The sequence below is a fragment of the Oceanobacillus manasiensis genome (assembly GCF_000724085.1).
GTDB classification, from domain to species: Bacteria; Bacillota; Bacilli; order Bacillales; family Amphibacillaceae; genus Oceanobacillus_B; species Oceanobacillus_B manasiensis.
Genome location: NZ_CCDL010000001.1, coordinates 995,971 through 1,020,523, shown reverse-complemented (window position 1 = coordinate 1,020,523; position 24,553 = coordinate 995,971). Strand labels below are relative to the sequence as shown.

The following is a 24,553-nucleotide window of genomic DNA, read 5'->3' as shown; positions in this document are numbered from 1 at the left end:
ACTAGGTTTATTTTGTAAATAAGATTTCTAGTTCTCGACATCAGATAAAGTAGATAAAATAACTTTTTCGTCCCCCTTAAAAAGGTGGAACGAACAAATAAATTTAACTATAGTTTATTAAACCCCTGCTCATTTCTTACGGGATTGATTTCTTCTATGGATAGGATGCTTTTTGTTTGAATCTCCTCTCCTACATTGGCTTCAATTAAAAACTCTTTTATTTTACTCTCGCCTCCTTCTATTTCTATATCGACCTTTTTAACTAAATTGTTAAAGTCTAATTTTCCGGTTAAACCAAGTTCATTAGCAACATTAGCAACATGCTCTATATACATTTTACGTTGGTCGCGTGGAATACTCGCCATGACCTTATACCTTCTACTGCCTTCATTAACTTTTATATTATCTTCAAATTTTAGTACATTACCAGAGGTTTTACTAAAACCTGCCAGTTTCTTTGCATAAAGCATATTGGTATTTCGGATATCATAATATATATTCGAATCACCAATTTTTGTAGCTAGAGAATCATCCGGATACCTACTGTTTATTTCTATAATCCAAACTTTGTGATTTTTATCAATCGCTAAGTCAAAAGCTAACTTTCCTAAATTCAAACCAGTCTTTTCTAAGTATATAGAAGCATTTTTAGCAATAGATATGAGTTTTTTTTCATATTCTATAACCTTTTCTTCATCCATTTTATAAATTTCCTTTAGTGCCTCTGTTACTCTTATAATACTTCCCCCACCTGCGGCCCTGTTACTAACTATACTACTATCGCCACTTAGCCTCGTAACTAGCATCATATTTTTCCATTCGCCAGATTTATCTTTTTCCATTCCAACCCTAAAGTCCATTACTTTATTATCTATCTTAAGGTCAATAGTTTCTTGTATAACAAACTTATCCTGTAAAAGCTTTTCTTGAATAAAGGCATAAAATTCTTCTTTGTTATATGTCCATTTAAGGTTTTCTTGGTTCTCTCTAGTTTGGACTTCTATATCATTATCCTTGATCGCTATGTTATATATTCCTAGCCCCTTCTTACCGCCAATTGGTTTAACATAAAGGTTCTGATGTGTTTCTAACATATCTAATATATTATTCGGGCTTTTATAAAGAACAGTTTGGGGCATAACATTTATCATTTCAGGAAACTGTTTGAGTTTCTCATACATTTCCCATTTATCAAAAGGCTTAAAATTAAATATATTATTACCGTAGATGGCCTTAAAATGTTCTCTCCATTCAATATTCATTGTATTTCTTAAGAAGATAGATGAAGGATATGGTAATGTTGCCTCTTCCCAACAGTCCATATTCGGATTATAGAAGTACCCTTTAATCGTTAAATTGGACTTCTGTACGTTATCTAAAGTAAAAGCAAAAATCGTACCGTTAACAGATGTATACTTCGAGGCAAAGCTATTAACTAGCCGTAACTTCTTATGCAACGTAGCTTGTTTTCTCCCCATATATATCCCAATAAATGGACCAATAACAAATTCTTTACTTTCGTTCATCATTAATTCATAGTTACAACTAGTAGGGATGTTTAATTTGTCTGCCACGTTTTTGGCTATTAATAATTCATCCTCACTTATATGTTTATCAATGATTATTTCAATCTCAGCGACTTTTAATCCAAACCTTAATACTGAAGACTTTATAAACGTAGTGCCTAATTGATCACTAAGTTTTTGGCTTATAAATACTACGTTTGAATGATCTTCAGTTAGTTTTACACTTATTAAACCCATATTGATTACCTCTTTCTATTATAAGTAACTGCTAAATACACACCATATTTTAATTGTTAATTGATAGACCTATCCAAGTAACTTAGCAAGAACTGGCTGAATCCATTATACGATAAACATAATCTATCTGCACCCCTCTATATATTTTGTTATATATATATTCTCCATAGTTTCGTTCTTTAAATAAAAGTGAAAACATCATATATGACTTAAGTTAGTATTATTTTATACAATGGGCCAATCCTAGACTATAATAAAGTACATCATTATCAGTTAATAGAAAAAGAAATACAAAAAGGAATTTTGCGTAGGAGTAATTGGGGTAAGTTTAAACTAGCTGTAAAAATATTAGTACAAGGAGTTAAATAAATGGATATATGTTATATGAGAAACTATAAACAACCCGGACAATTTGTAACATTACTAAGCAAGGCTGCCCACTATTATAATGTTCGAGTCATTTACTGCCAACCTACTGATGTTGATATAATAAGTAAAACAGTATACGGAAAGGTTCTTATTAAAAATAAATGGGTAGATATAGAATTACCAATACCTTATTATATAGACCTTAACACCTATTGTTTTAAATATAAGGAGATAACGAACTTCTTAAAAGCCAATTGCTTTTTACTCTGTCAAGGAAGCTATGGATCAAAAAGTAAAGTATATGATCAGCTAGAAAAGGACGGAGAATTCAAGCATATCTTGATACCAACGTTTCAAGTAGATTCGTTTTCAGCATTTTTAAGTAAACTAAAAGAGAGCAAGCAACTTATTTTAAAACCAAGAAGGGGCCATAAAGGGGAAGGAATTTATCTTATTGACTATACAGATACCCAATATATGATTACAGAGAATGATGCAGAAACTAAAGTAAACCTTCATGAACTTGAACAATTTCACCTCGAAAAAATCAATTCGACAAAGTATTTAGTTCAAAAATACATTTATTCTAAGACGCGCTCTGGTCATCCATTTGACTGTCGGGTGCGGTTAGAAAGGGATGGCACTGGTAAATGGAAAGTGGTAATTTACTTAGTCAGAATCGGGAATAACAACAAAGTCGTATCGAATTTATCTCAAGGAGGAAGCATTAGTAAATTAACGCCATTCTTAAAAGCAAACTATCCTTCAAACTGGCAAGAAATCAGTTCTTCTATAAAAGAAATATCGACTAAACTTCCTGATAAAGTAGAGGAACTGTTTAATAAACAGAATGCCTCCATGGGCATAGACCTAGGAATCGATAAAGACGGAAAAGTATTTTTATATGAAGTGAATTCTGCCCCCGGTTCACAATTTGCAGAAGGAGAAATTGCTAATCTAAAAGCAGATTACTATGCTTACCTCATGAAATCGTAACTTTTAAAACGGAACAATGTATCGTTAATAGGTTCTTAAATCAAACCAATATATGATATAATAAGCATATCTATCTACAAACCTTATTGTCTAACATAGACTAGAAAGGATATGCAAATGAGTAAACAAAACGATATCTATTTAAATCACTTAATTGACTGTATTCCCCCTAAAGCAAACAACTATATGCTTAGTACGTATAGTATTATTTTAGAAGCCTGGCGAAGAGGGATTGAAGTTTCCGTAAGAATTGTAAAGGAAAAATCAGGAAATATTGAACCTTATTATTCTCTTAAACATGGTACAAAATTTCATAATTTCAGTGTTACGAGGGGCGATTTAGTTTCCGTAGAAGCTAAAGAACTAACAAAAAATAAGCATACAACAAAAGAGTACTTACAAAGTAATAATGTACCAACACCTATTGGAAAAGAATTCAGTAACACAGCAACAGATGAAGACATTATTAAATATGCCAACGAAATTGGTTATCCTGTGGTAGTGAAACCATTAGCGGGTACCGGTGGAAAAGGTGTCATGAGCAATATTCAGAATAGAGATGAATTAGTCGAATCCCTTTTATACGTTAGGCAACAATTAAAATTTTCTCATGTGATACTCGAGAAATATTTTGAGGGGGCAGATTACCGACTATACGTTCTTGATGGTGATGTTATAGGTGCAATTAAACGAGTTAGAGCTCATGTAATTGGGGATGGGAAAAAGACAATTCAACAGCTTATTAATGATAAGAATACAGAGAGAACTAAACTCCCCTCTCTATCCAATCGACCAATCAAAGTGGATTCCGAAACAAAAACACTTCTGAAAAGAAGTGATTATACATTGCAGTCCATTATTCCAGATGGGGAAATCTTTTACTTAAAAACAAAGAATAATGTTTCTGCAGGTGGAGATTCCATTGATATAACTAACCAAGTCTCAGATAACATTAAAAAAATAGCTATTGAGGCGGCAAACAGTTTTCCTTCATTGCCTCACTGTGGTTTAGACATGATTGTGGATGAAGAAAACGATACTGGTGTTATAATTGAATTAAATTCAAGGGCACATATTACACAACATCTTTTCCCAATGGAAGGTAAAGCCCAAGATATCCCTTCTTATATAGTGGATTATTATTTCCCTGAAACGAAAGGGTATAATAGAGAAGAAGCAAACAAGCTATTTATCGATTTTGATTTCATCTACACTGCTTGTTTATCAAGGTCAGCTGCTGAAATCAAGCTTCCAACTATACCAAAATCTCCATTGGTCCTGAAAAGATATGTTATTACTGGCTGTTCTGAAAGTCAGAAGTTTGCCGCTAGAGTGCATAGACTAGCGTACAATAACCAGGTAAACGGGTACGTTAAACCTCTCACCGAAGGGAAACTGGCAATCATTATGGGGGCAAATAGTGACAAGGTTATGAAGTTTGAAAGTCAACTAAAAAATTATATTAATAAGAACTTTCCCGAGGTTAAGGTTGAAGAGAAAAACAGGACAAGTCCTATAAAACATGGATTCTATATTGAAAAAGATACTGAAGAACTGTCAGGTAAGACAACAAATTCTCAAAGTAATACGATTGAATCTTATGCTAAAAAGTATAGTGATTTAAGGACTGATTACCAGAAGCTTGTACGTAAACTAAGCGAGTATGAGCAATCAGAGAATCTGACTCGACTAACTGAACGGCAAAACAAGCAGTTAAAAAAGCGACTTAAACAAATGGAAAGTAGCACCTCTTGGAAGATTACGAAACCTATTAGAAAATTAATGGGCATACGTAAACGATGATATAGTAACGAAAAGGCCACATCGTATAAAATAGCGATATGGCCTTTTTCATTACTATTTGATTTCCATTTCTGGCATCCAGTCTTTAAATCTGTTGGCTATTTCACTATAAACTTCTAAAGAATCAAAGTTGCCATGTTCTGTTTCAATATAAGGGTTTTTTTCAATATAATCTAGCAAGTTATGCATTTGATAATCCTTTTTCCTATTAGCATCTACATAGGTGAGCTTTAGGCTTGGATTCAACATTTCTATGCCATTGCCTCCAGATTTTTTCTTAATATCGAGAGAGAGCGCTCCTCCTATTTGTCTGTATAAACCTTTTTGTCCAGAATAGAAGTTACCCAATGAGTAGATAACAAATGTTTTCTTCCCTCTGGAATTAAGAATCCACTCAGCTGGTTGTAGAACGTGTGGATGGTGTCCAATTATAATATCTGCCCCTGCATCAGAGATAGATGCTGCAATTTCCTTTTGAGCAGCTACTGGGTATAACGGATATTCCCTACCAAAGTGCACAGATACAACCACCACATCTGGGTTTTTCTCTTTTTTAATTCTCTCAATATCTTGTCGTACAAACTTGGTTTGCCCTTTTACAATTGTGTTTAATAAATATCCCTTATTCTTAGGAGCATTATTCCCGAGCGTAACAGCAGTATAAGATAAAAAGGCAAACGTTATATTATTTTTTTCAATTAACCGTATTTCTTTTTGGTCTGCTTTTGATTTATGAGAGCCAACATACGACAATCCGATCTTCTCTAAATTCTCAATCGACTTTAAGGCACCTTCTTCACCCAAGTCCATCGTATGGTTATTAGAATTGGTAACAATGTCTGTACCAAATGACTTTAAGTTTTCAGCAAGCTCAATCGGGTTATTGAATTTAGGGAATGACATTAATCCTAGCTCTTCTCCAGCTACTAAAGACTCTAAATTCACAATTGAAATATCTCCCGCCTTTAAAATATCTTCAGCTGGAGCCATTTTTTTAGTGAAATCGTACTTTCCTGATTTAGTTTTGCTAATATTATATATTCTGGAATGTAACAGAACATCTCCTGTAGCGACCAAGTTAACCTTTGCCATACTTAAACCCCCTCCTCTTTTTAAATTGACTAAAGCTCTATTTCTTCCTTCTAACTAGAGATCCTACCTTTCGCAATGGTTCTGTATATTTCCAAGAAGTACTTTGCTCTATATAACGATTGTCTTTTTCCAGTCTATTTTTTTGTCTCGTCAGCTGCGTTACTTCCTTTTCCATTTTTCGAACAGCATGCTGTACTGATTTTAGACTGGAGGTATTGTAACGTTCATTAATTTCAAAGCCAATTGTAATCGGGGACTCATGTTTTTCTTCTTCAATTTTTTTAACCTTAGATCCTTGAGGATACTGGCTTATAAGTTGTTTAAATTCCTCAATGGCAGATTTACTCGTACTACCAACAATAATTTCAATTTCATCAAACACCATATTATTAATACATCCATGTAAATCTAAATTCATTGCATGCTTCTTCAGAAAACGATGATAGCTATTTTTTTGCACATCTCCTGAAACTACAAACCTTTTAATGGTTAGCTCTTCCATCGGGGCAGGGCTTACTTCTACCTCAAGGGCGGATCGGTTTTCCAACGGATCAAGTATCTTGATCAAGTCAAAATAGATCTTTGATTCTGATGTGTCCATTCCCTCCGTTTCAGGAAAATAATAATCAATCAGTGCTGCTGGTATATTTCTTGCTTTCCCTTTAAGTGGATATAACGCACCACCAATTTGAGCAGTAGGGTTTAATTCAATCACAACGGCTGAAGCTTCTAAATTCCGATTTTCATTTACTATAATATCCACCCCACCGTGAAAAAGATCGGGTACTGCTTTTATTGCATTTATCGCAATTGATTTGAACTCTTCAGATATCGTATCTGTCACATCAATAGGATCTCCACCCGAGGATACATTCGTTTTTTGTCTAAGATAAATTTGCTTTCCCTTTTCCGGGATACTTTGGAGCGTGTAGCCCGCCGATTGAATAAAATCAAGTATCTCTACATCCATTTCAATTAAACAGCTATTTAACCTTGCATTTTTCTTACGTTCCCTATTTTTTAGATTAATTAACTCTTCAATGGTATGTGTCCCATCACCAATTATGTTTGCTGGTACTCTGTTATAAGCAGCAATGACCTTATCCTCTACTACATAAATACGGTATTCTTTTCCTGCTACATGCTGCTCTACCACCACTTCAGGGTACTCAAGGTCATGTCGAACGTATTTAATAGCTTTTAGAAGAGCTTCATCACTGTCTATATTGGTCACTACACCATTTCCCAAACTGGCATTTGTAGGCTTCAGTACAAGAGGGTAGTTCAATGTTTTACTGTACGTAACAATTTCTTCATCTGTTACGTGTTCATCAAACCCTTTACCAAGCGGCACAGGTACTCCTGCTTTCGCAAGCCATTCTTTTGTGTCATCTTTCTCGGAACCGATCTCTACTGCTCTACTGGTTACCTTATCACCACGTGTACGAAAAAAGTAATGTGTTCTTTCCTCTGAGCTGAGAGAGAATAATCTTCCAGGAGGATTAACGCCGAATATTACCATGTCTTTAAAATGTTCAGAATCCCTTGTATACCATTTAAGCTTTAGTCCCCTTCGCCAGCCTTCTAATGCTACGGCAAATGCATCTAGCCTTGTTTTCCTTGCGTTTTTAACAATTTCATTTGGAAGTTGAGGCAACGAAATGCCCTGTTGTTCCTTCATCATGATTCCTCCCGAAAAATTAGCTCTGCTTGGTTTTCTTGAAAAGAGATCCTAGAACGCGGATTGGTTTTGCTGCCCTCCAAGATAAACTCTGGTGGTATTTTCTATTTTGGACCTCAGCCCTTTTGATCGCATAATCCAATAATTCTATATCTTGCTTAAATTGCTTCAAATCTTCTATTTGTGTTTTCAGATCTGTTTTAATTTCAAACCCTACTTTAATTGGTTCGAAATGCTCTTGTTCTAGCACATCTACTACTTGAGCCCGTTCTTCATCTTCCCATAATGCTTGCTTAAAATCATTTACCATTTCCTGATCAGTACCTGCGACTACCACCTCTAAATCGCCATCTTCGAGATTCATTACATAGCCGTGTAAGTATCTTTCGAAGGCTTGTTTTCTTAAACCGCGGTGATAACCTATTTCCTGAACTTCACCACTTACGATGTAACGCTTCATATACAGCTTTTTCTTAGGTGCTAGTGTAACCGTCGTTACAGAAGCATCTCTGGATTGCAGAGGATCAAGCACGTCATGAAAGTCAAAGTATGCTTGTTTTTTATTTGCTTGCTGTCCCATTGTTTCAGGGAAATAATAATTAATAATCTCCGCGGGAATATCCCTTGCTTGTCCTTTTAGGGGATATAGTAACGCTCCGATTTGCGCTGTGGGGTTCAGCTCAATAATGACACCTTTTTGTGAAGAATCAATTATTAAATCAACTGCACAATGCGGCAACCCATCGACAGCTTTCACAGCTTTCACAGCAGTCTCTTTAACCCCTGCAGACAGTTCATCCAACACATCTATTGGATCTCCACCAATAGATATATTGCTTTTATCATTCAAGTAAATCTGCTCCCCATGACTAGGAACTGTGTGCAATGAATAGCCAAACCTACCTATATAATTTACTAAATCTTGATTAATCTGAATTGGGCAGCTTATTAACCTTGGATTCAGGCTTCTTTCCTCATTTTTTTGTTCAATTAACGCTTTTATGGAATGTAAGCCATCACCTTGTACATTAGCGGGTATTCGATGTACTGCTCCAACTACCTGGTTTCCTACCACATACAAGCGATATTCATTACCAGGTACATACCTTTCTACTATCATATCCGTGTAGTTATACTTTTCTTTAATAAAGTTCAAAGAATGCTCTAACTCACCAGAACTCGTAATGTTGGTTATAACCCCTCTTCCGAAACTACCGTCAGTAGGTTTGATTACAACTGGATAGCCGATAGCGTTGGCAAATTCCATCATCTCTGTTGTATTCTCATCTGTAAAACGGCGACCTTCTGGTATAGCAACACCAGCTTTTTCTAAAACTCGCTTTGTCTCATCCTTGTCTTTTCCAATACGAACCGCTTCATTTGTAACACGGTCTCCCCTCGTACGGAAAAAATAATGTGTTCGATCTTTTGAGCTTAGGGAAAATAATTGACCAGGATTGTCTACAAACCACGTCGTCATCTCTTTAAACTTCTCTGAATCCTTCACGTGCCATCTTAAGGTAAGGCCACGTCTCCACCCTTCTAAAGCTACAGCATAGGCATCTAGTAGATATCCATGAGCGTCTGATACAATTTCATTTGAAAGATGTGGTAACCACTCTGTGTTCTGCTCTTCCATTTTCATTTCTTCCTCCCAAACGAAGACGATTATTTTGCTATTGTTTTAATAGTATTTCTTTATACTTTTCAAATTGTTTTCCATGTAACAGGTCTTCATCCAACCTGCCTTGTGCTTGCAGGAATAGATCCCCTAAAAACATGTCAGTTTCTTTATCAAATTCATCATAATTTCCCGGCTTTGGTGTAAATTCTCCGAATACTAATCCATGTTCTGAACGAAGAAAATCAATTCTAATAAAAGGCGCGGGAATTTGTTTACTTATTTCTACGGCCATTTGTACTTCTTCTTCAGAAACACCAATGCCGGCAAACGGATTTTCATCATATTTCCCGGTTCGAATTCTTTCCCCGTTCGGTGCCCACCAACAATATTTCGTTTCAGGATACCTTACTATTTCCAAAACTAGTCCTATTTTACCATAGAAACAATAAAATTTAATATCACTAGCTATCCTATTTTCTTCTGTGTTTTCTAAAATGAGCTCTTCTGTAAACCATTCATTCTGACTAACCCAACCCATCATGACATCTTCTTGCATCCTGTCTAATAAATCGTCCCATTTTGTCAGTTTTTCTGCGCGCTTCACATCAATTATATCATTTATATGATGAATCAGGTACACACCTCTGGAACCAGCACCATCAGCGGGCTTTACTACCATGCCATGCTGCTGTGGGAGACTTTCAATACGGTAGGTTTCATTAGAGGTCCATGGTCTTCTTACCTGAAGCGCATCCATAAACTGGTATGCCAGCTGTTTATCATCAAGTAACCATTCAGGTAAAGCACCTGTTAGTTGCAGCTGTCTCATTCGCATTGTTAGGCTAGATCTAAAAGAAGATGCAGGAGATAGAGAAACCGCTTCTTCTTCTAACCCGGCTCTAACCATAAATTCTGGAATTTCCTCCGCAGCCAATCCTTTCAATACCGCATTATAAACGAATTTTTTGTAGTCATCTTTTTCATCGCTAAATAATCTAGCTCCATAACGCAATGCCTCTACATAATTTGCCGTGTGCTTTTCTTTTTGCTCTGCTACTTGCTCTAAGTATTCAATGAGGCTGCCATCTAACTTTTTAGTGCGTAACCAGTCGATTAACTCATGGCTCTTAAGTGTGTGTTCATCGAGTAATCGATCATCTATCAGCCTTCTTGCATGAAAAAGCTGTGATTGGGTATAAGCTAATTCTCTTTCTAGTTGCTGTATGGACGGTTTTCTATTTTGCATAAAAGACATCATGCTGTTTAAATTTCTCAAAGGGGAGAGATATCTCCAACTTCTACTCTCTTTTATACTTTTAAGTTCTTTTTTAAAGGATTTATTTTCAATCTCTGCCTGAGTTAATTTTGCTTCTTTTTCTATTAGCTGCTTCAATTGAAATTCTTCTGCTATGGAAGGAGAGGTTAGAGCTGTTTTGTTATTATCGTTCTGTACGTTTTGCTTATCTTGATCGTTAGTATTTTTCACTCTTAACAACTCCTTTATCAGACTTTTGCTGAACAACTAAATCTTTTAATTGGGGTATAAAAGAATCATCCTTTTCTGTAAGAAACCAGTTTTTCTTAGATAACTTAATATATTTTAATACAGCAGGATAATTTTTTTTGAATACTTGTCTTTCTTTATTCGTTTTCGGAAACCAATTTCCTCGCCTGCCAAAATGGGTAAAAGCTTGCTGGCTACATTTTCTCATAGAATTAACTGGGTTCTTTTGTACCCTTACTTTCTCAAAAAATGACTGGTCGATAATAAAGCTAACTGTTTTTGCTCTTATGTCTGGGATAAAGGACTGTTTTTCTAGCAATACTTCCGCTGTTCTTACTAAGATTAGCTCACAGTTTACTTGTTCACCGAACACTAGCATCGATATATCCTTTTCTTCCATCAAGGCGCGAATAGAATAGTTTACCTGCTTAGGCATGGAGAAATCAAAAACGTCTAATTGCAAAAGAGCCACATTGTAACCATGATCTGCTAATTGTTTAATTTCTTCAGTTATTTCTTTCATTCGCTTATCAGGATAGCGGTAATCACTCGCTATGACAATATCATATCGCTGAGTCTTGTTACGCTGTTCACCTACTCTCATAGCATATGGAACAGGAAAAAGCCTTTCTTGTTGTGCATAAGGAAAGTAAAGTGTGTTTGCTTTTTTATGGTAATGACGAAAAGCTTGGGCATATTCTTTTCGAGCACCTTTCAAGTGACCATTGTAGCCAAACTTATTGCTACCAGTTAATGAGTTGGTTGTCTGCCTCACAAAGGAAAGAGGACCTGTTTCTAGGTTTACCATCGATCCATTTCCGAATGCATACTTTAGCCGATTGATAAACTCACTATCACCCGCAAATCGCACCTGATCCCAGAACCCTATTTTCTCCATTACAACCTGTCGTCTAAACATAAGGGATGACATATTCGAGAAAATATATCCCCCTGCCACACCTCTTCTAGTAAAAGTAATATCCTCATAAACCCTTGCCTGTTGACTCGTATTTGCTACAACTTTATCATTTGCTAGTAGATGCTTTGCTTGCAACTGTATTTTCTGTGCATGTGACCAGTCATCCGCATCATTAACAGTAACGAACACACCTGTCGCATGGTACAGACCCCTATTTCGGGACACATACGGACCACTGTTAACCGGATTTTGAAGCAACGTTATATTCTTACACGTTTGTATGTATTTCTCTACTACTGAAATTGTTTGATCAGTACTTTTGTCATCCACCACGATTATCTCTACATTCTCCCATGTTTGGGCAAGCAAAGAATCAAGGGTTGTAGATATTGTGTCTTCTGCATTAAATACAGGGATGATTACACTAACAAGCGGATAATTCTCTCCTTTTGTTTTGTTCCCAGAAATTGTTTGCAGTCTGTCATAATCTGTCGGCTTTTCACTAGTCGAGAGGGAAATCCCCATTAGGTTATATGACTTCAAGCATTTGTTTATCCATTCAACTCGATCATCTAACTTCTTCTCCAGGTTAGCAGCAGTTAGGTATTGATCTGCATGGTCACCTCGTTGAATCGAAGAATAAAGAAACCATTGTGCATCCTCTTGTCTATCTAATCTTAAGAGGATCTCTATTTCTAATATATTGATTTTACGTAGTCTTGTATTGTCTTTCTCTTTCTCTCTAGCTGATTGTACAAAATTTAAGGCTTGAGCTGCTCCAATGACTGTATGTTTATTTGCAAACCAAAGAAGCAGCTCCCATGCCGCTTCTTTCTTTACATAGCGATTCTTTGAGGTAGAATAGATAAACATTAACTCAGTTATAACTTTCTCCTCAAAACCTAAGCTATAGAGGTAATAGCTAAAGTTTTTCATCATGTTTTTCGCTTTTTTGTCTTTATATGCCTTACTGTATAACTGTCTTCTATCTCTTCTTCCAAGTATATACGCGATGGTGCTACGGATAAACCGTTTGACTGACCTAATTGATGTTAGGGCATTCACCTGATTGAAATCATGTCTCGCCTGAATTAATTCCCTTTTTAATAGCTCATTTTCCTTATTTATCCTTTTAACCCGTTCATCTAACTCTCTTAACTCTGTCTCGTAGTAATTAGAAATCTCCTGTGTTTCATTGTTATTAGCTTTATCCCTCATACCCTTTACGTTCCTTTCGGATATCCTCTGGTTGATAGACCTCTATCTCTGGAAGGCTATCAGCTAAAACTTGCTTGATTGCTAAAGAAGTCGCATACCATGTGGGTGTCTTTCCAAAATACCCCATCACTCTATCTTCCCAGCTCTTGATGACATCTAGTTTTTCTTCCTCGACTTCAGGAACTGTATTAATTAAGATTTTTATTGTTTCCGTCTCAATTTCTGGAACATATTGCTGCTGTTCCTGTAAAACATGGTGGTTGAATATTATCAACTTACCTGCTTTAATCCTCTCACCAAACACAAGCATTTGTACTTGTTCACCATCCATAAGCTTACGATTTTCTAAGCTTACTTCCTTAGATAGTGCGAAGTCATAGCTATTCAGTTGGACAAGTCCTATTTTCATATTTTGCTGCTTAAGTCGTGTTACCTCTTCCTGCAATTCTTCGTTATTAATACGAAGATCTGTTGCAAATACGATATCAAATGAGCGATCTTGTTTCCGCTCTGGCCACATTGGCACTGGGACAGGGAAAGGCCTAGAATCTTGTGGGTATTCATAGTATAGGGAAGCAGCTTGCTCGTGGTGTGCTTCTAAGCTCTCAACATATTCCCTGCGAACTCCCATAAAGAAGCCATTATACCCAAAAGCAGAACTACCTGTTAATGAAGTCACTGATTGCCTCGGTAACGACAATGGTCCTGTTGGTAGATCGACATACGCCTGTTTGCCAAAGGTTCTTATAATTCTCCGCTTAAATTCTCCGTCTGCAGCAAAGCGTACACTATCCCAATAACCAATCTTCTTGAGTACCTGTTCTCTTCTAAACATTATGGAAGACATGTTTGGAAAAATATATTTTCCGGGTGTCCCTCTTCTATAAAGCTTTAACTCCTCTTCAGTAAGTCTCGAATGCTCGGAGGTGTTTGCTATGATTTGTTTATTATGGAGGAGATGCCTCACTTGCTTCTCTAATTTCTCTGCATGTGACCAATCATCCGCATCGTTAATCGTTACAAATTCTCCTGTCGCTTCCTTTAAGGCAATATTTCTCGCCACATATGGGCCACTATTCACAGGTGTACTGTAAAGTTTAACCCTAGCATCTTGTTCAACATATTTTTTTACAACCTCTACTGTATTGTCAGGACTGCAATCATCTACAACCAACAATTCAAGATTTGACCATGTTTGAGACAAAATTGAGTCAATCGCTGTGCCGATTCCTTCCTCTGCTTTAAATGCTGGTAAAATTACGGACACTTTAGGAGATTCTTCAACGCCTCTTGGTAACGGGTGTGTTTTCAGTCCATCATATGTGTAGTGACCACCTTGGTCTGGCTCAATGGTGATAGGTGCTAGCTTGTACATCTCCATTACTTTATTGATATATTGGATTCTTTCATCTATATCATTTTCGAGATTTGCTAAGGCTAAGTACAAATCAGGATGCGTTTGCACGTGAAGCATCCCATTTATCGCTTCCTTTGCATCCTCTCTTTGTCCTAAAACCTCATAGCATTCTGCTTTAATGATCGCAATTCTCCTACGTTGATCAGCATCTTTCTCTTTCTCAAGCTTTGGCGCGTGAAGAAGGGCTTGTTCAGCACCTTCCTTTGTCCCTTTATTAATATGCCATAGAATAAGCTCCCATATTGCAAGTCTCTTAATAAATGGATCCTTGGTTTTTTCTATAAATTTTTCTAAATCTGTAAGCCCTCTTTCGACAAACCCGAGATTATATAGGTGGTATTTAATCATCTTTAACTCTTGTCGTTGTTCATTTTTTCTTCCACTTAAAACTTTAATTAAAAGCTCTTTAAGTTTTGGAGAAAATATACTACCAAGTGCTTTTCGTTGCCTATCATCCATTAAAGAATATAGAACCCAATCCATTGGTGCGACTAGTATTTTTTTTATTTTTCCCATGCAAGCACCTCACCTACCCTACACAATGTACCGACGTCTTATAACAACTTTACTTACTCGAAACGTCTGTTGTATTCTTTGCTACCTTCTTGTGTTTTAAATTCTTTTTCTTTGCGACACCCTGTGACTCTCTATATTTAGCTACAGCTTCTTCTGCAGAACCGTCAAATTTAACTTGACCTTTTTCCATCCAGATCGCCCTTGTGCAAACCTGTTCGATGAAACCCATACTGTGGGAAACAATAATTACAACTTTAGCATGGTTGATCATATCCTGGATTCGCTCACTGGCTTTTTGTTGAAAGGCCATATCTCCTGTAGATAAAGCTTCATCAATAATAAAGATATCCGGCTTTAAAATTGCAGCGATACTGAAACCAAGACGTGCTTTCATCCCGCTGGAATAATCCTTGACTGGTTTATTAATATTTTTCCCTAGACCTGAGAACTCTACAATCTCATCGTATTTTTCTGCTACTTTTTGCTTTGGTATTCCTAAAAGCATAGCATTCAAGTATATATTATCACGCCCATCTAGCTGGGCATTGAAGCCTGTGCCATATCCAAGTAAGGCAGATGTTTCCCCTTTGAGTTCAATCGATCCTTCATCTGGAAAGAGAATCTTAGTCAGAACCTTACAAAGCGTACTCTTACCCGCTCCGTTATGACCGATAATACCAACTACTTCTCCTTCATTAATTTCAAAGTTCACATCTTTCAAGGCCCAAAACTTACCAGTATTTAATTTAAAGGAGACACTTAAATCCTTTGCACTAATCACTTGGTTGTCTTTAACATCTGCTTGTGTTTTTTCAAGTTGAAGATTACGTTGCTTACGCGGAGGTCTAGCGGGAACGGTTGCCTTGTAGCGTTCAATAATTTCTTTCGGATCGCCTGACTCTCTCACTTTTCCATTCTCTAACCAAAGTAACCTATCACAGTTTCGCTGGGCATACCGCAGGCTATGCGTCACAATAATAACCATTTTTGCCCTTCCTACTAATTCTTTCATCTTCTGTGCAGCTTTACGGCTAAATTTTGCATCCCCTGTATTTAATGCTTCATCTAGTATTAAGATCTCTGGCTGAAAATGAGAAGCGACACTAAATCCAAGCCTTGCTTTCATCCCGCTAGAATAATATTTCATCGGTTGGTCAAAGAAATCCTCAAGATCTGAAAATTCCTTAATATCACCAATATAGTAGTGTATTTTTTCTTTTGCTACACCTAACATCATCCCATTTAGAAAGACGTTCTCCCGACCGGTTAGCTCTTTATTAAAACCCATTCCAAAGGAGAACAAGGCGGTGACATTTCCGTCAACCTTAATCGTTCCCTTATCTTCCTTTAAAATACCGGATATAATTTTACTTAACGTCGTTTTTCCAGCACCATTCGAACCGATAATTCCAAGAATCTCTCCTTGATGACCAGTAAAGTTTATATCGTGCAAAGGCCAAACCTTTTTCTGTTTTTCTCGGTTTGCTTTTCCTTGGAAGACACGAAATAAAAGTGATTTATAATCGTCTCTACCCCCGCTATTAAAAGAAACACCAAGGTTTTTTGCTTTAATAATATCTTTTGTGTTTGTTTGTTGTGTTGTTTCATTTGTACTACTCAATGTAGATCCCTCTTTATCACTCTAACCTGATATACGGTTTAGAGAGCTTTTATAATTTTGTGCTCGTTTTTACTATAGTAGTAAAGCATATACACAACTACTGCAGAAGAGAGCAGCAGAATAATAAATAAACCTAGAAAATTTGGTAGGCTATTGTACATTAGTACATCCCGGTATGCATTTACAATAATCGCAATTGGATTATAGTCCACAGCCCAACTAAACTGTGTACCTTCAAGCCTTCCCCCTACCCAAATAATTGGAGAGGCGTAGAAAAAGATACGGGTAACATACGTGATCAGGTTGTCTATATCTCGAACAAATACAGTAATATACCCAAGCAATAGCCCAACCGCTAGTAAAAAGACTGTCTGTATCAATATAATTAATGGTAGGAATACTGCCTCCCATCCTGGCATTACTCTGTAAATTGCCAAGAAGATAGCAATCACTACAAATCCAAAGGCAAAGTTAAATAATTGAGTGATTGTAAACGATAACGGAAATATAGACTTTGGTAAATAAACCTGATTAATGATCGAGCTATAGCGCATGATCGATTTACTTGAGCTATTAATGCTTGAGCTAATACATCTCCATACAACAAGTCCGATTACGAGGAAAAGTGGAAAATTCGGTATATCCCCTCTTTCCAAAATAACTACTACTAAAAAGTAGTAAACAAGTACGTTCAATAATGGATCTAACAACCACCAGAAATAGCCTAGCCAGCTGTTTCGGTGTTCTGCTTTGAGACCCGATTTTACAAGGTAAAAAAGTAAATCCTTACGTTTTATGATTTCCTGCAAATAATTTTTCATCAATGTATATTACACCGCCTGCAAATTATAATAGCAATGTTTGTTATTATAATTTTGAATTAATAAGTATTTATTTCAGCATTTGATTTGAAGCAACATTTAAAGTTAATTCAACTTAACCCCTCCGCTTCCGGTAAATAATCTGTTTCACAGAATTAATCGCATAGTTAAAAAAGTACCACATAGCTTTCCACAAAGGTTGCGCTTCAATGTGACGATAAACATGCCAGTTGCGCTTGGCTGCCTTAATTTTATTACTTGAAATCGAGTTTTCTACCAGTCGATATTTAGCAAGTACTTCAGGCAAACCATAAGCAAGATGCCCACGTTTTACAATGTGGAGCCAATACACATAGTCTTGGCGGGTTCTAATATTATACATCTTCAAATCGCCCATTTTTTCTTTATCAAGCATAACAGTAAGGCAGCCCATTACACAATGCTTCATCAATCGGCTATAGTCTACCTTCTTTGGAGCCTTGGACGTGGCATTGGTCAGTGTACCATCTTCCTTCATCCACACATACTTTGTAAAAGAAAAGGCAATATCTTTTTCTTGCATAAAAGCTACCTGACGCTCCAGTTTTTCTGGCATCCAAAGGTCATCACTATCTAAAAAGGCAATGTACTTTCCCTTTGCCAATTCCATTGATTTATTACGTGCAATAGCTGAACCACTATTTTCCTCTAGTACGTGTAGCTTTATTCGTTCATCTGTTTTACTCATTTCGGTAATGTATTCTACTGTACGATCCTTTGAACAATCATCTACAATAACCATTTCCCAATTGGAATAGGTTTGGTTCTGGACTGAACCTATTGTTTCTCTAATAAACCGCTCTGCATTATACGATGGTGTAATCACAGAGATGAGAGGTGTCTGATTATCCATCAATATCCCTGCCTCTTTTTTGTTTTAATAGTTGGTCGTACCATGTAATTAGTTTATCAGCTTGACTATCCCAATTCAGCTCCGATTTTACTGCTTGCTTTCCTTTGTCACCCATCTGTTTGGCGATTTCAGGGTGCTCCCTAAGATATTCAATTGCTTCATTTATTTCATTATCATTACCGGGATCTACTGTAAGCCCGCATTCATATTTATCGATAAACTGCTTCCACACTGGAAAATTCGAACAAATAACAGGCAATCCTGCCGCCATGTACTCAAAGAACTTGGTTAGCTCTTTTTTCTTATAATGCTCTGTCGGCGGAAAAAAGGCAATGCCTGCAAGCCAATTCGTATTCACATACGCATCCTCTATAGCTTCCTTTTCAACAAAGGTGTCGATTCCCTCAAAGGTTAGATTGGATTTATGCTCTCCTGCAACTTCTTTCATTTCTTCAGCTAATTCCTTAGGGCATTTCCCAATAAAGTGAACTCCTACGTGTTCATTAACCTTTGGTATTTTAGCGTGCTCTAACGCGCCCCGTACATGGGAAACATTACCTGTATAGAGCAATTTATCTTGAATCGTATCTTTATCGTGTTTTGCGTTCAATAATTTTTCACTTATGGTTGGATAGTTTAAGACCTTTATGCCAGATGGATAAAAATCCTGGTAGTACTTCTCTGCCAAACAAAGCTGCATTTTTCTAATAAAAAATTTTTCCATATACCTATACGTAGAAGCAACAATCTTTTTGAATGGCTTAGGCAAATAATCCTTTTGAAGAATACTTGTTATGTAATCTTCATGAATATCATAAATTACAACATTATTCTTCCTTTTTAATAGCCAACCAACTGGAAGCAATTCTGGGTCATGGAAATGGTATACATCTGCCTTTAGGCTTTTTGCCTTTTTGTAAGCCTCAATTGAGCCTAGCACCATCCGCTTTATCCTACTGGCATGTGATTTAATGGTAATATGGTCAATCTGTCTGTTTGTGCCAGCTTGAGTATTTGCCTTTTGGGCTATAAGAGTCACTTTATACCCAGCTTTTTGTAGAGATGTGCATTCTTTATGATAAATTCTAGGGTCATATGGATGATGGACAGTAGTTAAATGAACAACCCGACCTGTACGAGACATCCGCTACACTCCTCTTTTCATATTTTTAACGCTTACGTTGTAATACATCTTCAAATACTGCTTCATACAGCTTTACAATCTTTTCGGCAGCAAATTGCTCTGCGCGGTGGTGTCCTTTTTCTACCATTCTTTCTCTTAAAGGAGGATCAAGAGTTAAGACTTCGACAATCCTATCCGCCATTTCCTCGGCATTTCCTACAGTACACATAGCACCATACTCGCCATTATTCAAGACTTCTTGAGCGCCTGGTTTGCAATCCGTGGAGACAATCGGTGTCCCTACCGCAAGTGCTTCTCCTAGCACATGGCCAAACCCTTCCCTTTTTGAAGAAAGCACAAAGACATCAGCCTTTTTGAAAAAGGAGTATGGGTTCTTTTGAAAGCCAATAAAATGCACACTGTCGGCTATCGCTAAGTTAGTAGCTTTTTGCTTCAACTTTTGCTCAAGCTCGCCTTCCCCCATAATGATCAGACGGCAATCTACTTTTTCCTGCACTTTTGCAAAAGCATCAATTAGCGTAGCGTGGTCTTTATCATCTACGAGCCTTCCTGCTGTCACAATAGTCTTTTTTTCTGAAGAAAACATGTGATAATCCCTTCCGGGTAACACCTTGTTTTCCGCAGCGGTTTTAATGCCTTTTATGTCAATTGGATTATAAATAACATTTATTTTACTTTCTTTCACATTATATCTTTTTACAATGTTACCCTTTACTCCTTCTGACAATGCAATAACACGTGAAGATAACGTATAGAGTAAACCGTAGACTTTCAGTTTCAAGTTTGTTTTAAAGTCTCCACCTAGGTATGCTGCCTCTCTAACCACGTTTTTAGCGTTGGTAAATGAAAACAACCTTCCTAAAATGGCAATGGTATTATAATTTGGGATAGTGCTAAAAACAATGTCTGCTTTTTCCCTTCTAATTAGCTTGGCTAAAGGGAAAATTGCAGATCGTAGACGTTTGGTATTAAGTTTTATGAAACGGATATCTTCATTTAAATAACTCTCGTAATCTGCTTCATAGTCTAAGGTAACAAGTAATGGATCAAATTTATCACGATCAAGGTTATTTATAATATTTAAAAATGTTCTTGCAGCACCGCCTGACCCCATTCTATAGATAAAAAATATAACTTTTATTTTCTTCATGATTCGCCTTCCTTCACGACCTCGCAGTTTACAAAAATAAAAATAACAATATAAAATTATATCATAGGAAGAATAATAAATAAATTGTCAAAATAGGACGGGAAATTTGCTGAAAAGCGCATGGTAACAGTGGGCCAAGGTTTGGATTTTTTCGTGTAGCCGTTTTCTTTTAATTAGGAAGTGTTTTACCAAACTCCTTGTGAAGTACCTCATTCACCAAAAAACAAACACCCCCAAACCCAGAGATCCAGAGGTGTTCATGTATTAATTAGCCTTTTCAACAGGTCTTCCAATCGAATGATATTCTATTCCTGAACCGTTAATTTGCTCTATGGTGAAACAGTTTCGCCCATCAAATAAGACAGGCTTTTTCATATATTGCTTATACGCCGATAAAGGGAAATCCTTTATTTCCTGCCACTCTGTCAAAATGATCGCCATGTCAGCATTCTGCAAGGCCGACTCAATGTTTGAACAATATTCTACCTGTCCGGAAAGTACTTTTTTGGCATTCTCTATCGCCACAGGATCGTAAGCATAAAGGTTCGCCCCTTGTTCAATTAAACGCTCTGTGATCTGGATGGAAGGTGCGTCTCGCATATCATCTGTGTTTGGCTTAAAGGCAAGACCAAGCACAGCAATCTTTTTACCGGAAAGATCGGCATAATTTGCTATCACTTTATCAGCAATAATGCTTCGCTGCTTGTCGTTTACTTTAATGACACTTTCTAACAAAGGCATCGTGTAATCTACTTCTTTTCCTATGGAAATAAGAGCATTGGTATCCTTTGGAAAACAAGAGCCACCAAAACCTGCTCCAGCGTTTAGAAATGCTCTTCCAATTCGTTTATCCATCCCTATTCCGTCTGCGACTAAATCAACATTAGCTCCAACTTGTTCGGAAAGATTAGCTATTTCATTAATAAAGCTTATTTTAGTTGCCAAAAAGGCATTGGCTGCATACTTAATCATTTCGGCGCTTCTTAAGTCTGTTTTCACAATGGGCAAGTTAAAGGGAGCATTTACTTCTGCTATCGTCTCTAAAGCCTCCGTGTTATCTGATCCAATTACAATACGGTCACCGTTAAATGTATCGTAGACTGCAGAACCTTGTCTGAGAAATTCTGGATTTGATACAATTTTAACTTTGATGTTGGATGACAACTTTTCCTCGAACCTACTTTTTATATACGAATTTGTACCGACTGGTACGGTGCTTTTTGTAACAATGATAGCGTTTTGTTGAAGGGAAGCTGCTATAGAGTCACAGGCTTTATCAATATAGGTTAAATCAGCTGATCCATCCTTACCTTGTGGAGTACCTACTGTAAGATAAATGATGTCCTTGCCTAGCATTCCTTCGTCATAATCTGCCGTGAAGGTTAGAGTCCCTCGTTCTAGGTTCTTTTCAAGAAGTTCTGTCAGTCCTTCTTCATAAATGGGACTAACTCCTTTGTTTAATGTATTTACTTTTTCTTTATCAACGTCAACACATGTAACTTGATGCCCAATTTCGGATAATGTAACACCTGTTACGAGTCCTACGTATCCTGTTCCTATTACTGCAATTTTCATTTCTTACACCTCTATTTTTTTCCTAAGTCAAACAACTTCGCTTCCATATATGCTCTTACATCTTCTCGCAAGTCATCTCTATGCAGAGCAAAATCTATGGTCGCTTTTATAAAGCCTAATTTCCCTCCAATATCATGTCTTGTACCGTCAAATCGATAAGAGAAGACGGGCTCTGTTTCGTTCAGTGTTTTAATCGCATCAGTTAACTGTATTTCATTATCTTTTCCTGGAGCTTGGTTATGAAGCACCTTAAAAATATTTGGAGTTAATACATATCTTCCCATAATAGCTAGATTTGATGGTGCATCTTCAATGGAAGGTTTCTCGATTAAAGATGCTATTCGACGTACGGGGTCCCCATAATCTTCGCTACTTAATGGCTCAATAATACCGTACTTTGATAAATCTTCCTCTGGTACTTGCTGGACTCCGACTACTGAATGTTCATTCTCTGCAAATACATCCATTAACTGGCCAAGGCAAGGCTGTTCAGATTCGACAATATCATCACCCAGTAACACTGCAAAAGGCTCATCCCCAATAAAACGTGCAGCACAGAGGATAGCATGACCTAATCCATTTGGTTCTTTTTGTCTTATATAATGGATGTTTGCTAATTTAGAAATGGACTGTACCATTTCCAGTAGCTCGTTTTTTTGCTTTCTTGCTAACGTCTCTTCTAACTCGTAGGACGTATCAAAATGGTCCTCAATTGCCCTTTTTCCTCTTCCAGAAACAATAATAATATCTTCTATACCAGAAGCAACAGCTTCTTCCACAATATATTGAATGGTAGGTTTATCCACTATTGGCAGCATTTCTTTAGGCTGTGCCTTCGTGGCAGGTAAAAATCTCGTTCCTAATCCGGCGGCCGGAATTATAGCTTTTTTCACCTTCATATATATATCTCCTTTATCTTTAACAAGTCGAGATTAATTGTGTTATTTTGTCATTATAAGTTTATCATATGCTGTATAGCAGTCCAATTTTTACTCCAAAATAATCGTAATAGCTCGATTAAAGATGTATAATATAGGATAGCTTGTCATTACTAGTTCTAACGAGTATAAATAGCGATTACCAAATTGGTAATGAAAGAAGGAAGGTTATTAGTATGAGTTTATTTAAAGAGATACAAAACAAAGATGAGAAAATATCTGTAATCGGGTTAGGATATGTAGGGCTACCCCTGGCTATTGAATTTGCTAAAAAATATGATGTGGTAGGCTTTGATATAAGTGAAGAAAAATTAAACCAATATCGCAATGGCCATGATGTTACTGACGAAGTCGGGGATGAGATGATCCGAAAAACTAGCATGACATTTACAAATAATGAGGAAGAATTAAAAGCATGTAAGTTTCATGTTGTAGCGGTACCGACTCCTATCAACACGGATAAAACGCCTAACCTAAGCCCAGTCATTGGTGCGAGTGAGACAGTTGGGAGAAACCTTACAAAAGGCTCTTATGTCATCTATGAATCGACTGTTTACCCTGGTACAACAGAGGAAGTATGTATTCCTATACTTGAAGAAGTATCAGGTCTTAAATACGGTGAAGATTTCAAGGTTGGCTATTCACCAGAGCGAATTAACCCAGGCGATAAAGTAAATACACTCACTAAGATTGTCAAAATTGTTTCTGGTTCTGACAAAGAAGCACTAAGGGAAATTTCTGAAGTATACGGTTCTATTATCGAAGCAGGCGTTCATGAGGCAGAGTCCATTAAAGTAGCAGAAGCTGCCAAAGTTATTGAGAACTCTCAGCGTGATATTAACATTGCTTTTATGAATGAGTTATCTATGGTGTTCAACAAAATGGATATAGACACAAATGCTGTTCTTAAGGCCGCCGGAACAAAATGGAATTTCTTAAAGTTCACACCAGGTCTTGTTGGTGGGCATTGTATTGGAGTTGACCCATATTATTTCACCTATAAGGCTGAACAATTGGGTTATCATTCTCAAATTATACTTTCTGGAAGAAAGATAAATGATGATATGGGTAAATATATTGCAAGCAATATTATCAAGAAAATGATTAATGCGAAACAAAACATCGATGGAGCAAAGGTTGCTATCCTAGGTATCACATTTAAAGAAAATGTGGGGGATGTCCGCAATACAAAAATAATTGACATTATAAACGAGTTGAAAGAATATGGAGTCGATGTTCTTGTTCATGACCCTGTCGCAGAAACAGAGGCGGTGAAAAATGAGTTCGGAATTGACTTGGTAAAACAAGGAGACCTTAAAGACCTTGACTGTTTCGTATTCGCTGTACCTCATGAAGAGCTGAAACAAAGCTATAATTTGGAAACTATTTCTTCACTCTTCAATGAGCAAAAAGTTCTTATTGACGTTAAAAGTATTTTTAATAGGGAAACCGCCGAAGAAAAAGGCTTTATTTACTGGAGTTTATAATAATACTTTATATAAAAAATGCA

At 36.8% G+C, this 24,553-nt stretch carries 17 protein-coding genes; 3 read left to right on the top strand and 14 right to left on the bottom strand.

All coding sequences use genetic code 11. The annotated features are described in order from the left end of the window. Positions 1–107: 107 nt before the first annotated feature. Positions 108–1,763 (bottom strand): YheC/YheD family endospore coat-associated protein, encoded by a 1,656-nt coding sequence (locus BN985_RS05065; protein ID WP_042221498.1) that lies wholly within the window; start codon positions 1,761–1,763, stop codon positions 108–110. Between the two features lie 369 nt (positions 1,764–2,132). Here BN985_RS05065 and BN985_RS05060 point away from each other — a divergent pair, with 369 nt between their 5' ends. Then, positions 2,133–3,128 (top strand): YheC/YheD family protein, encoded by a 996-nt coding sequence (locus tag BN985_RS05060; protein WP_042221496.1) that lies wholly within the window; start codon positions 2,133–2,135, stop codon positions 3,126–3,128. Positions 3,129–3,245: 117 nt separating this feature from the next. Continuing rightward, positions 3,246–4,931: an ATP-binding protein gene (locus BN985_RS05055; RefSeq protein ID WP_042221494.1), complete on the top strand. Its 1,686-nt coding sequence runs from the start codon at positions 3,246–3,248 to the stop codon at positions 4,929–4,931. A 54-nt stretch (positions 4,932–4,985) separates the two neighbouring features. On the opposite strand, the gene BN985_RS05050 is transcribed toward BN985_RS05055, so the two are convergent. The 13 genes from BN985_RS05050 to galU form a co-directional block, all read right to left on the bottom strand. Further along, on the bottom strand, positions 4,986–6,023 hold the full coding sequence (locus BN985_RS05050; RefSeq protein WP_042221492.1) for a CapA family protein: 1,038 nt from the start codon (positions 6,021–6,023) through the stop codon (positions 4,986–4,988). A 37-nt stretch (positions 6,024–6,060) separates the two neighbouring features. After that, complete coding sequence (locus BN985_RS05045; protein WP_042221490.1) at positions 6,061–7,704, bottom strand: acylphosphatase; 1,644 nt, start codon at positions 7,702–7,704, stop codon at positions 6,061–6,063. A 19-nt stretch (positions 7,705–7,723) separates the two neighbouring features. Continuing rightward, entirely contained in the window at positions 7,724–9,349 is a 1,626-nt protein-coding gene (locus tag BN985_RS05040) for an acylphosphatase (RefSeq protein ID WP_332257440.1), read from the bottom strand. 31 nt (positions 9,350–9,380) lie between these two features. Continuing rightward, the gene (locus BN985_RS05035; RefSeq protein WP_232225533.1) at positions 9,381–10,814 is read right to left on the bottom strand and encodes an ATP-grasp fold amidoligase family protein; all 1,434 of its coding nucleotides are present in this window, start codon (positions 10,812–10,814) and stop codon (positions 9,381–9,383) included. Further along, positions 10,801–12,969, bottom strand: coding sequence for a glycosyltransferase family 2 protein (locus tag BN985_RS05030; RefSeq protein WP_052360610.1), 2,169 nt, complete (start codon positions 12,967–12,969; stop codon positions 10,801–10,803). Before BN985_RS05030 ends, BN985_RS05035 begins: the two co-directional genes overlap by 14 nt. Further along, positions 12,959–14,902: a glycosyltransferase family 2 protein gene (locus BN985_RS05025; RefSeq protein WP_042221488.1), complete on the bottom strand. Its 1,944-nt coding sequence runs from the start codon at positions 14,900–14,902 to the stop codon at positions 12,959–12,961. The genes BN985_RS05030 and BN985_RS05025 overlap by 11 nt, the downstream gene beginning before the upstream one ends. Before the next feature lie 49 nt (positions 14,903–14,951). Continuing rightward, the gene (locus BN985_RS05020; RefSeq protein WP_042221486.1) at positions 14,952–16,523 is read right to left on the bottom strand and encodes an ABC transporter ATP-binding protein; all 1,572 of its coding nucleotides are present in this window, start codon (positions 16,521–16,523) and stop codon (positions 14,952–14,954) included. Between the two features lie 38 nt (positions 16,524–16,561). Next, the gene (locus tag BN985_RS05015; RefSeq protein ID WP_042221485.1) at positions 16,562–17,344 is read right to left on the bottom strand and encodes an ABC transporter permease; all 783 of its coding nucleotides are present in this window, start codon (positions 17,342–17,344) and stop codon (positions 16,562–16,564) included. Between the two features lie 115 nt (positions 17,345–17,459). After that, a complete protein-coding gene (locus BN985_RS05010; protein WP_042221483.1) occupies positions 17,460–18,236 on the bottom strand; it encodes a glycosyltransferase family 2 protein in 777 nt (258 codons plus the stop codon). Continuing rightward, positions 18,229–19,380 carry a glycosyltransferase gene (locus BN985_RS05005; RefSeq protein ID WP_042221482.1) on the bottom strand — a complete coding sequence of 384 codons (1,152 nt, stop codon included), beginning with the start codon at positions 19,378–19,380 and terminating at the stop codon, positions 18,229–18,231. The genes BN985_RS05010 and BN985_RS05005 overlap by 8 nt, the downstream gene beginning before the upstream one ends. Before the next feature lie 25 nt (positions 19,381–19,405). Further along, positions 19,406–20,530, bottom strand: a complete 1,125-nt coding sequence (locus tag BN985_RS05000) for a glycosyltransferase (RefSeq protein WP_042221480.1) — start codon at positions 20,528–20,530, stop codon at positions 19,406–19,408. Between the two features lie 264 nt (positions 20,531–20,794). Continuing rightward, positions 20,795–22,105, bottom strand: a complete 1,311-nt coding sequence (locus BN985_RS04995) for a UDP-glucose dehydrogenase family protein (protein ID WP_042221479.1) — start codon at positions 22,103–22,105, stop codon at positions 20,795–20,797. Between the two features lie 11 nt (positions 22,106–22,116). Next, positions 22,117–23,004, bottom strand: coding sequence for a UTP--glucose-1-phosphate uridylyltransferase GalU (gene galU / locus BN985_RS04990; RefSeq protein WP_042221477.1), 888 nt, complete (start codon positions 23,002–23,004; stop codon positions 22,117–22,119). Positions 23,005–23,219: 215 nt separating this feature from the next. Between galU and BN985_RS04985 the strand changes: the two genes are divergently transcribed. After that, on the top strand, positions 23,220–24,530 hold the full coding sequence (locus BN985_RS04985; RefSeq protein WP_042221475.1) for a nucleotide sugar dehydrogenase: 1,311 nt from the start codon (positions 23,220–23,222) through the stop codon (positions 24,528–24,530). Positions 24,531–24,553 lie beyond the last annotated feature (23 nt).

Excerpts from the sequence above, each read along its gene's own strand:
- BN985_RS05015 (WP_042221485.1), bottom strand. The coding sequence starts at position 17,344 with ATGAAAAATTATTTGCAGGAAATCATAAAACGTAAGGATTTACTTTTT.
- BN985_RS05045 (WP_042221490.1), bottom strand. The coding sequence starts at position 7,704 with ATGAAGGAACAACAGGGCATTTCGTTGCCTCAACTTCCAAATGAAATT.
- BN985_RS04985 (WP_042221475.1), top strand. The coding sequence starts at position 23,220 with ATGAGTTTATTTAAAGAGATACAAAACAAAGATGAGAAAATATCTGTA.
- BN985_RS05040 (WP_332257440.1), bottom strand. The coding sequence starts at position 9,349 with ATGAAAATGGAAGAGCAGAACACAGAGTGGTTACCACATCTTTCAAAT.
- BN985_RS05010 (WP_042221483.1), bottom strand. The coding sequence starts at position 18,236 with ATGGATAATCAGACACCTCTCATCTCTGTGATTACACCATCGTATAAT.
- BN985_RS05065 (WP_042221498.1), bottom strand. The coding sequence starts at position 1,763 with ATGGGTTTAATAAGTGTAAAACTAACTGAAGATCATTCAAACGTAGTA.
- BN985_RS04995 (WP_042221479.1), bottom strand. The coding sequence starts at position 22,105 with ATGAAAATTGCAGTAATAGGAACAGGATACGTAGGACTCGTAACAGGT.
- BN985_RS05000 (WP_042221480.1), bottom strand. The coding sequence starts at position 20,530 with ATGAAGAAAATAAAAGTTATATTTTTTATCTATAGAATGGGGTCAGGC.
- BN985_RS05050 (WP_042221492.1), bottom strand. The coding sequence starts at position 6,023 with ATGGCAAAGGTTAACTTGGTCGCTACAGGAGATGTTCTGTTACATTCC.
- galU (WP_042221477.1), bottom strand. The coding sequence starts at position 23,004 with ATGAAGGTGAAAAAAGCTATAATTCCGGCCGCCGGATTAGGAACGAGA.
- BN985_RS05055 (WP_042221494.1), top strand. The coding sequence starts at position 3,246 with ATGAGTAAACAAAACGATATCTATTTAAATCACTTAATTGACTGTATT.
- BN985_RS05025 (WP_042221488.1), bottom strand. The coding sequence starts at position 14,902 with ATGGGAAAAATAAAAAAAATACTAGTCGCACCAATGGATTGGGTTCTA.
- BN985_RS05060 (WP_042221496.1), top strand. The coding sequence starts at position 2,133 with ATGGATATATGTTATATGAGAAACTATAAACAACCCGGACAATTTGTA.
- BN985_RS05005 (WP_042221482.1), bottom strand. The coding sequence starts at position 19,380 with ATGTCTCGTACAGGTCGGGTTGTTCATTTAACTACTGTCCATCATCCA.
- BN985_RS05030 (WP_052360610.1), bottom strand. The coding sequence starts at position 12,969 with ATGAGGGATAAAGCTAATAACAATGAAACACAGGAGATTTCTAATTAC.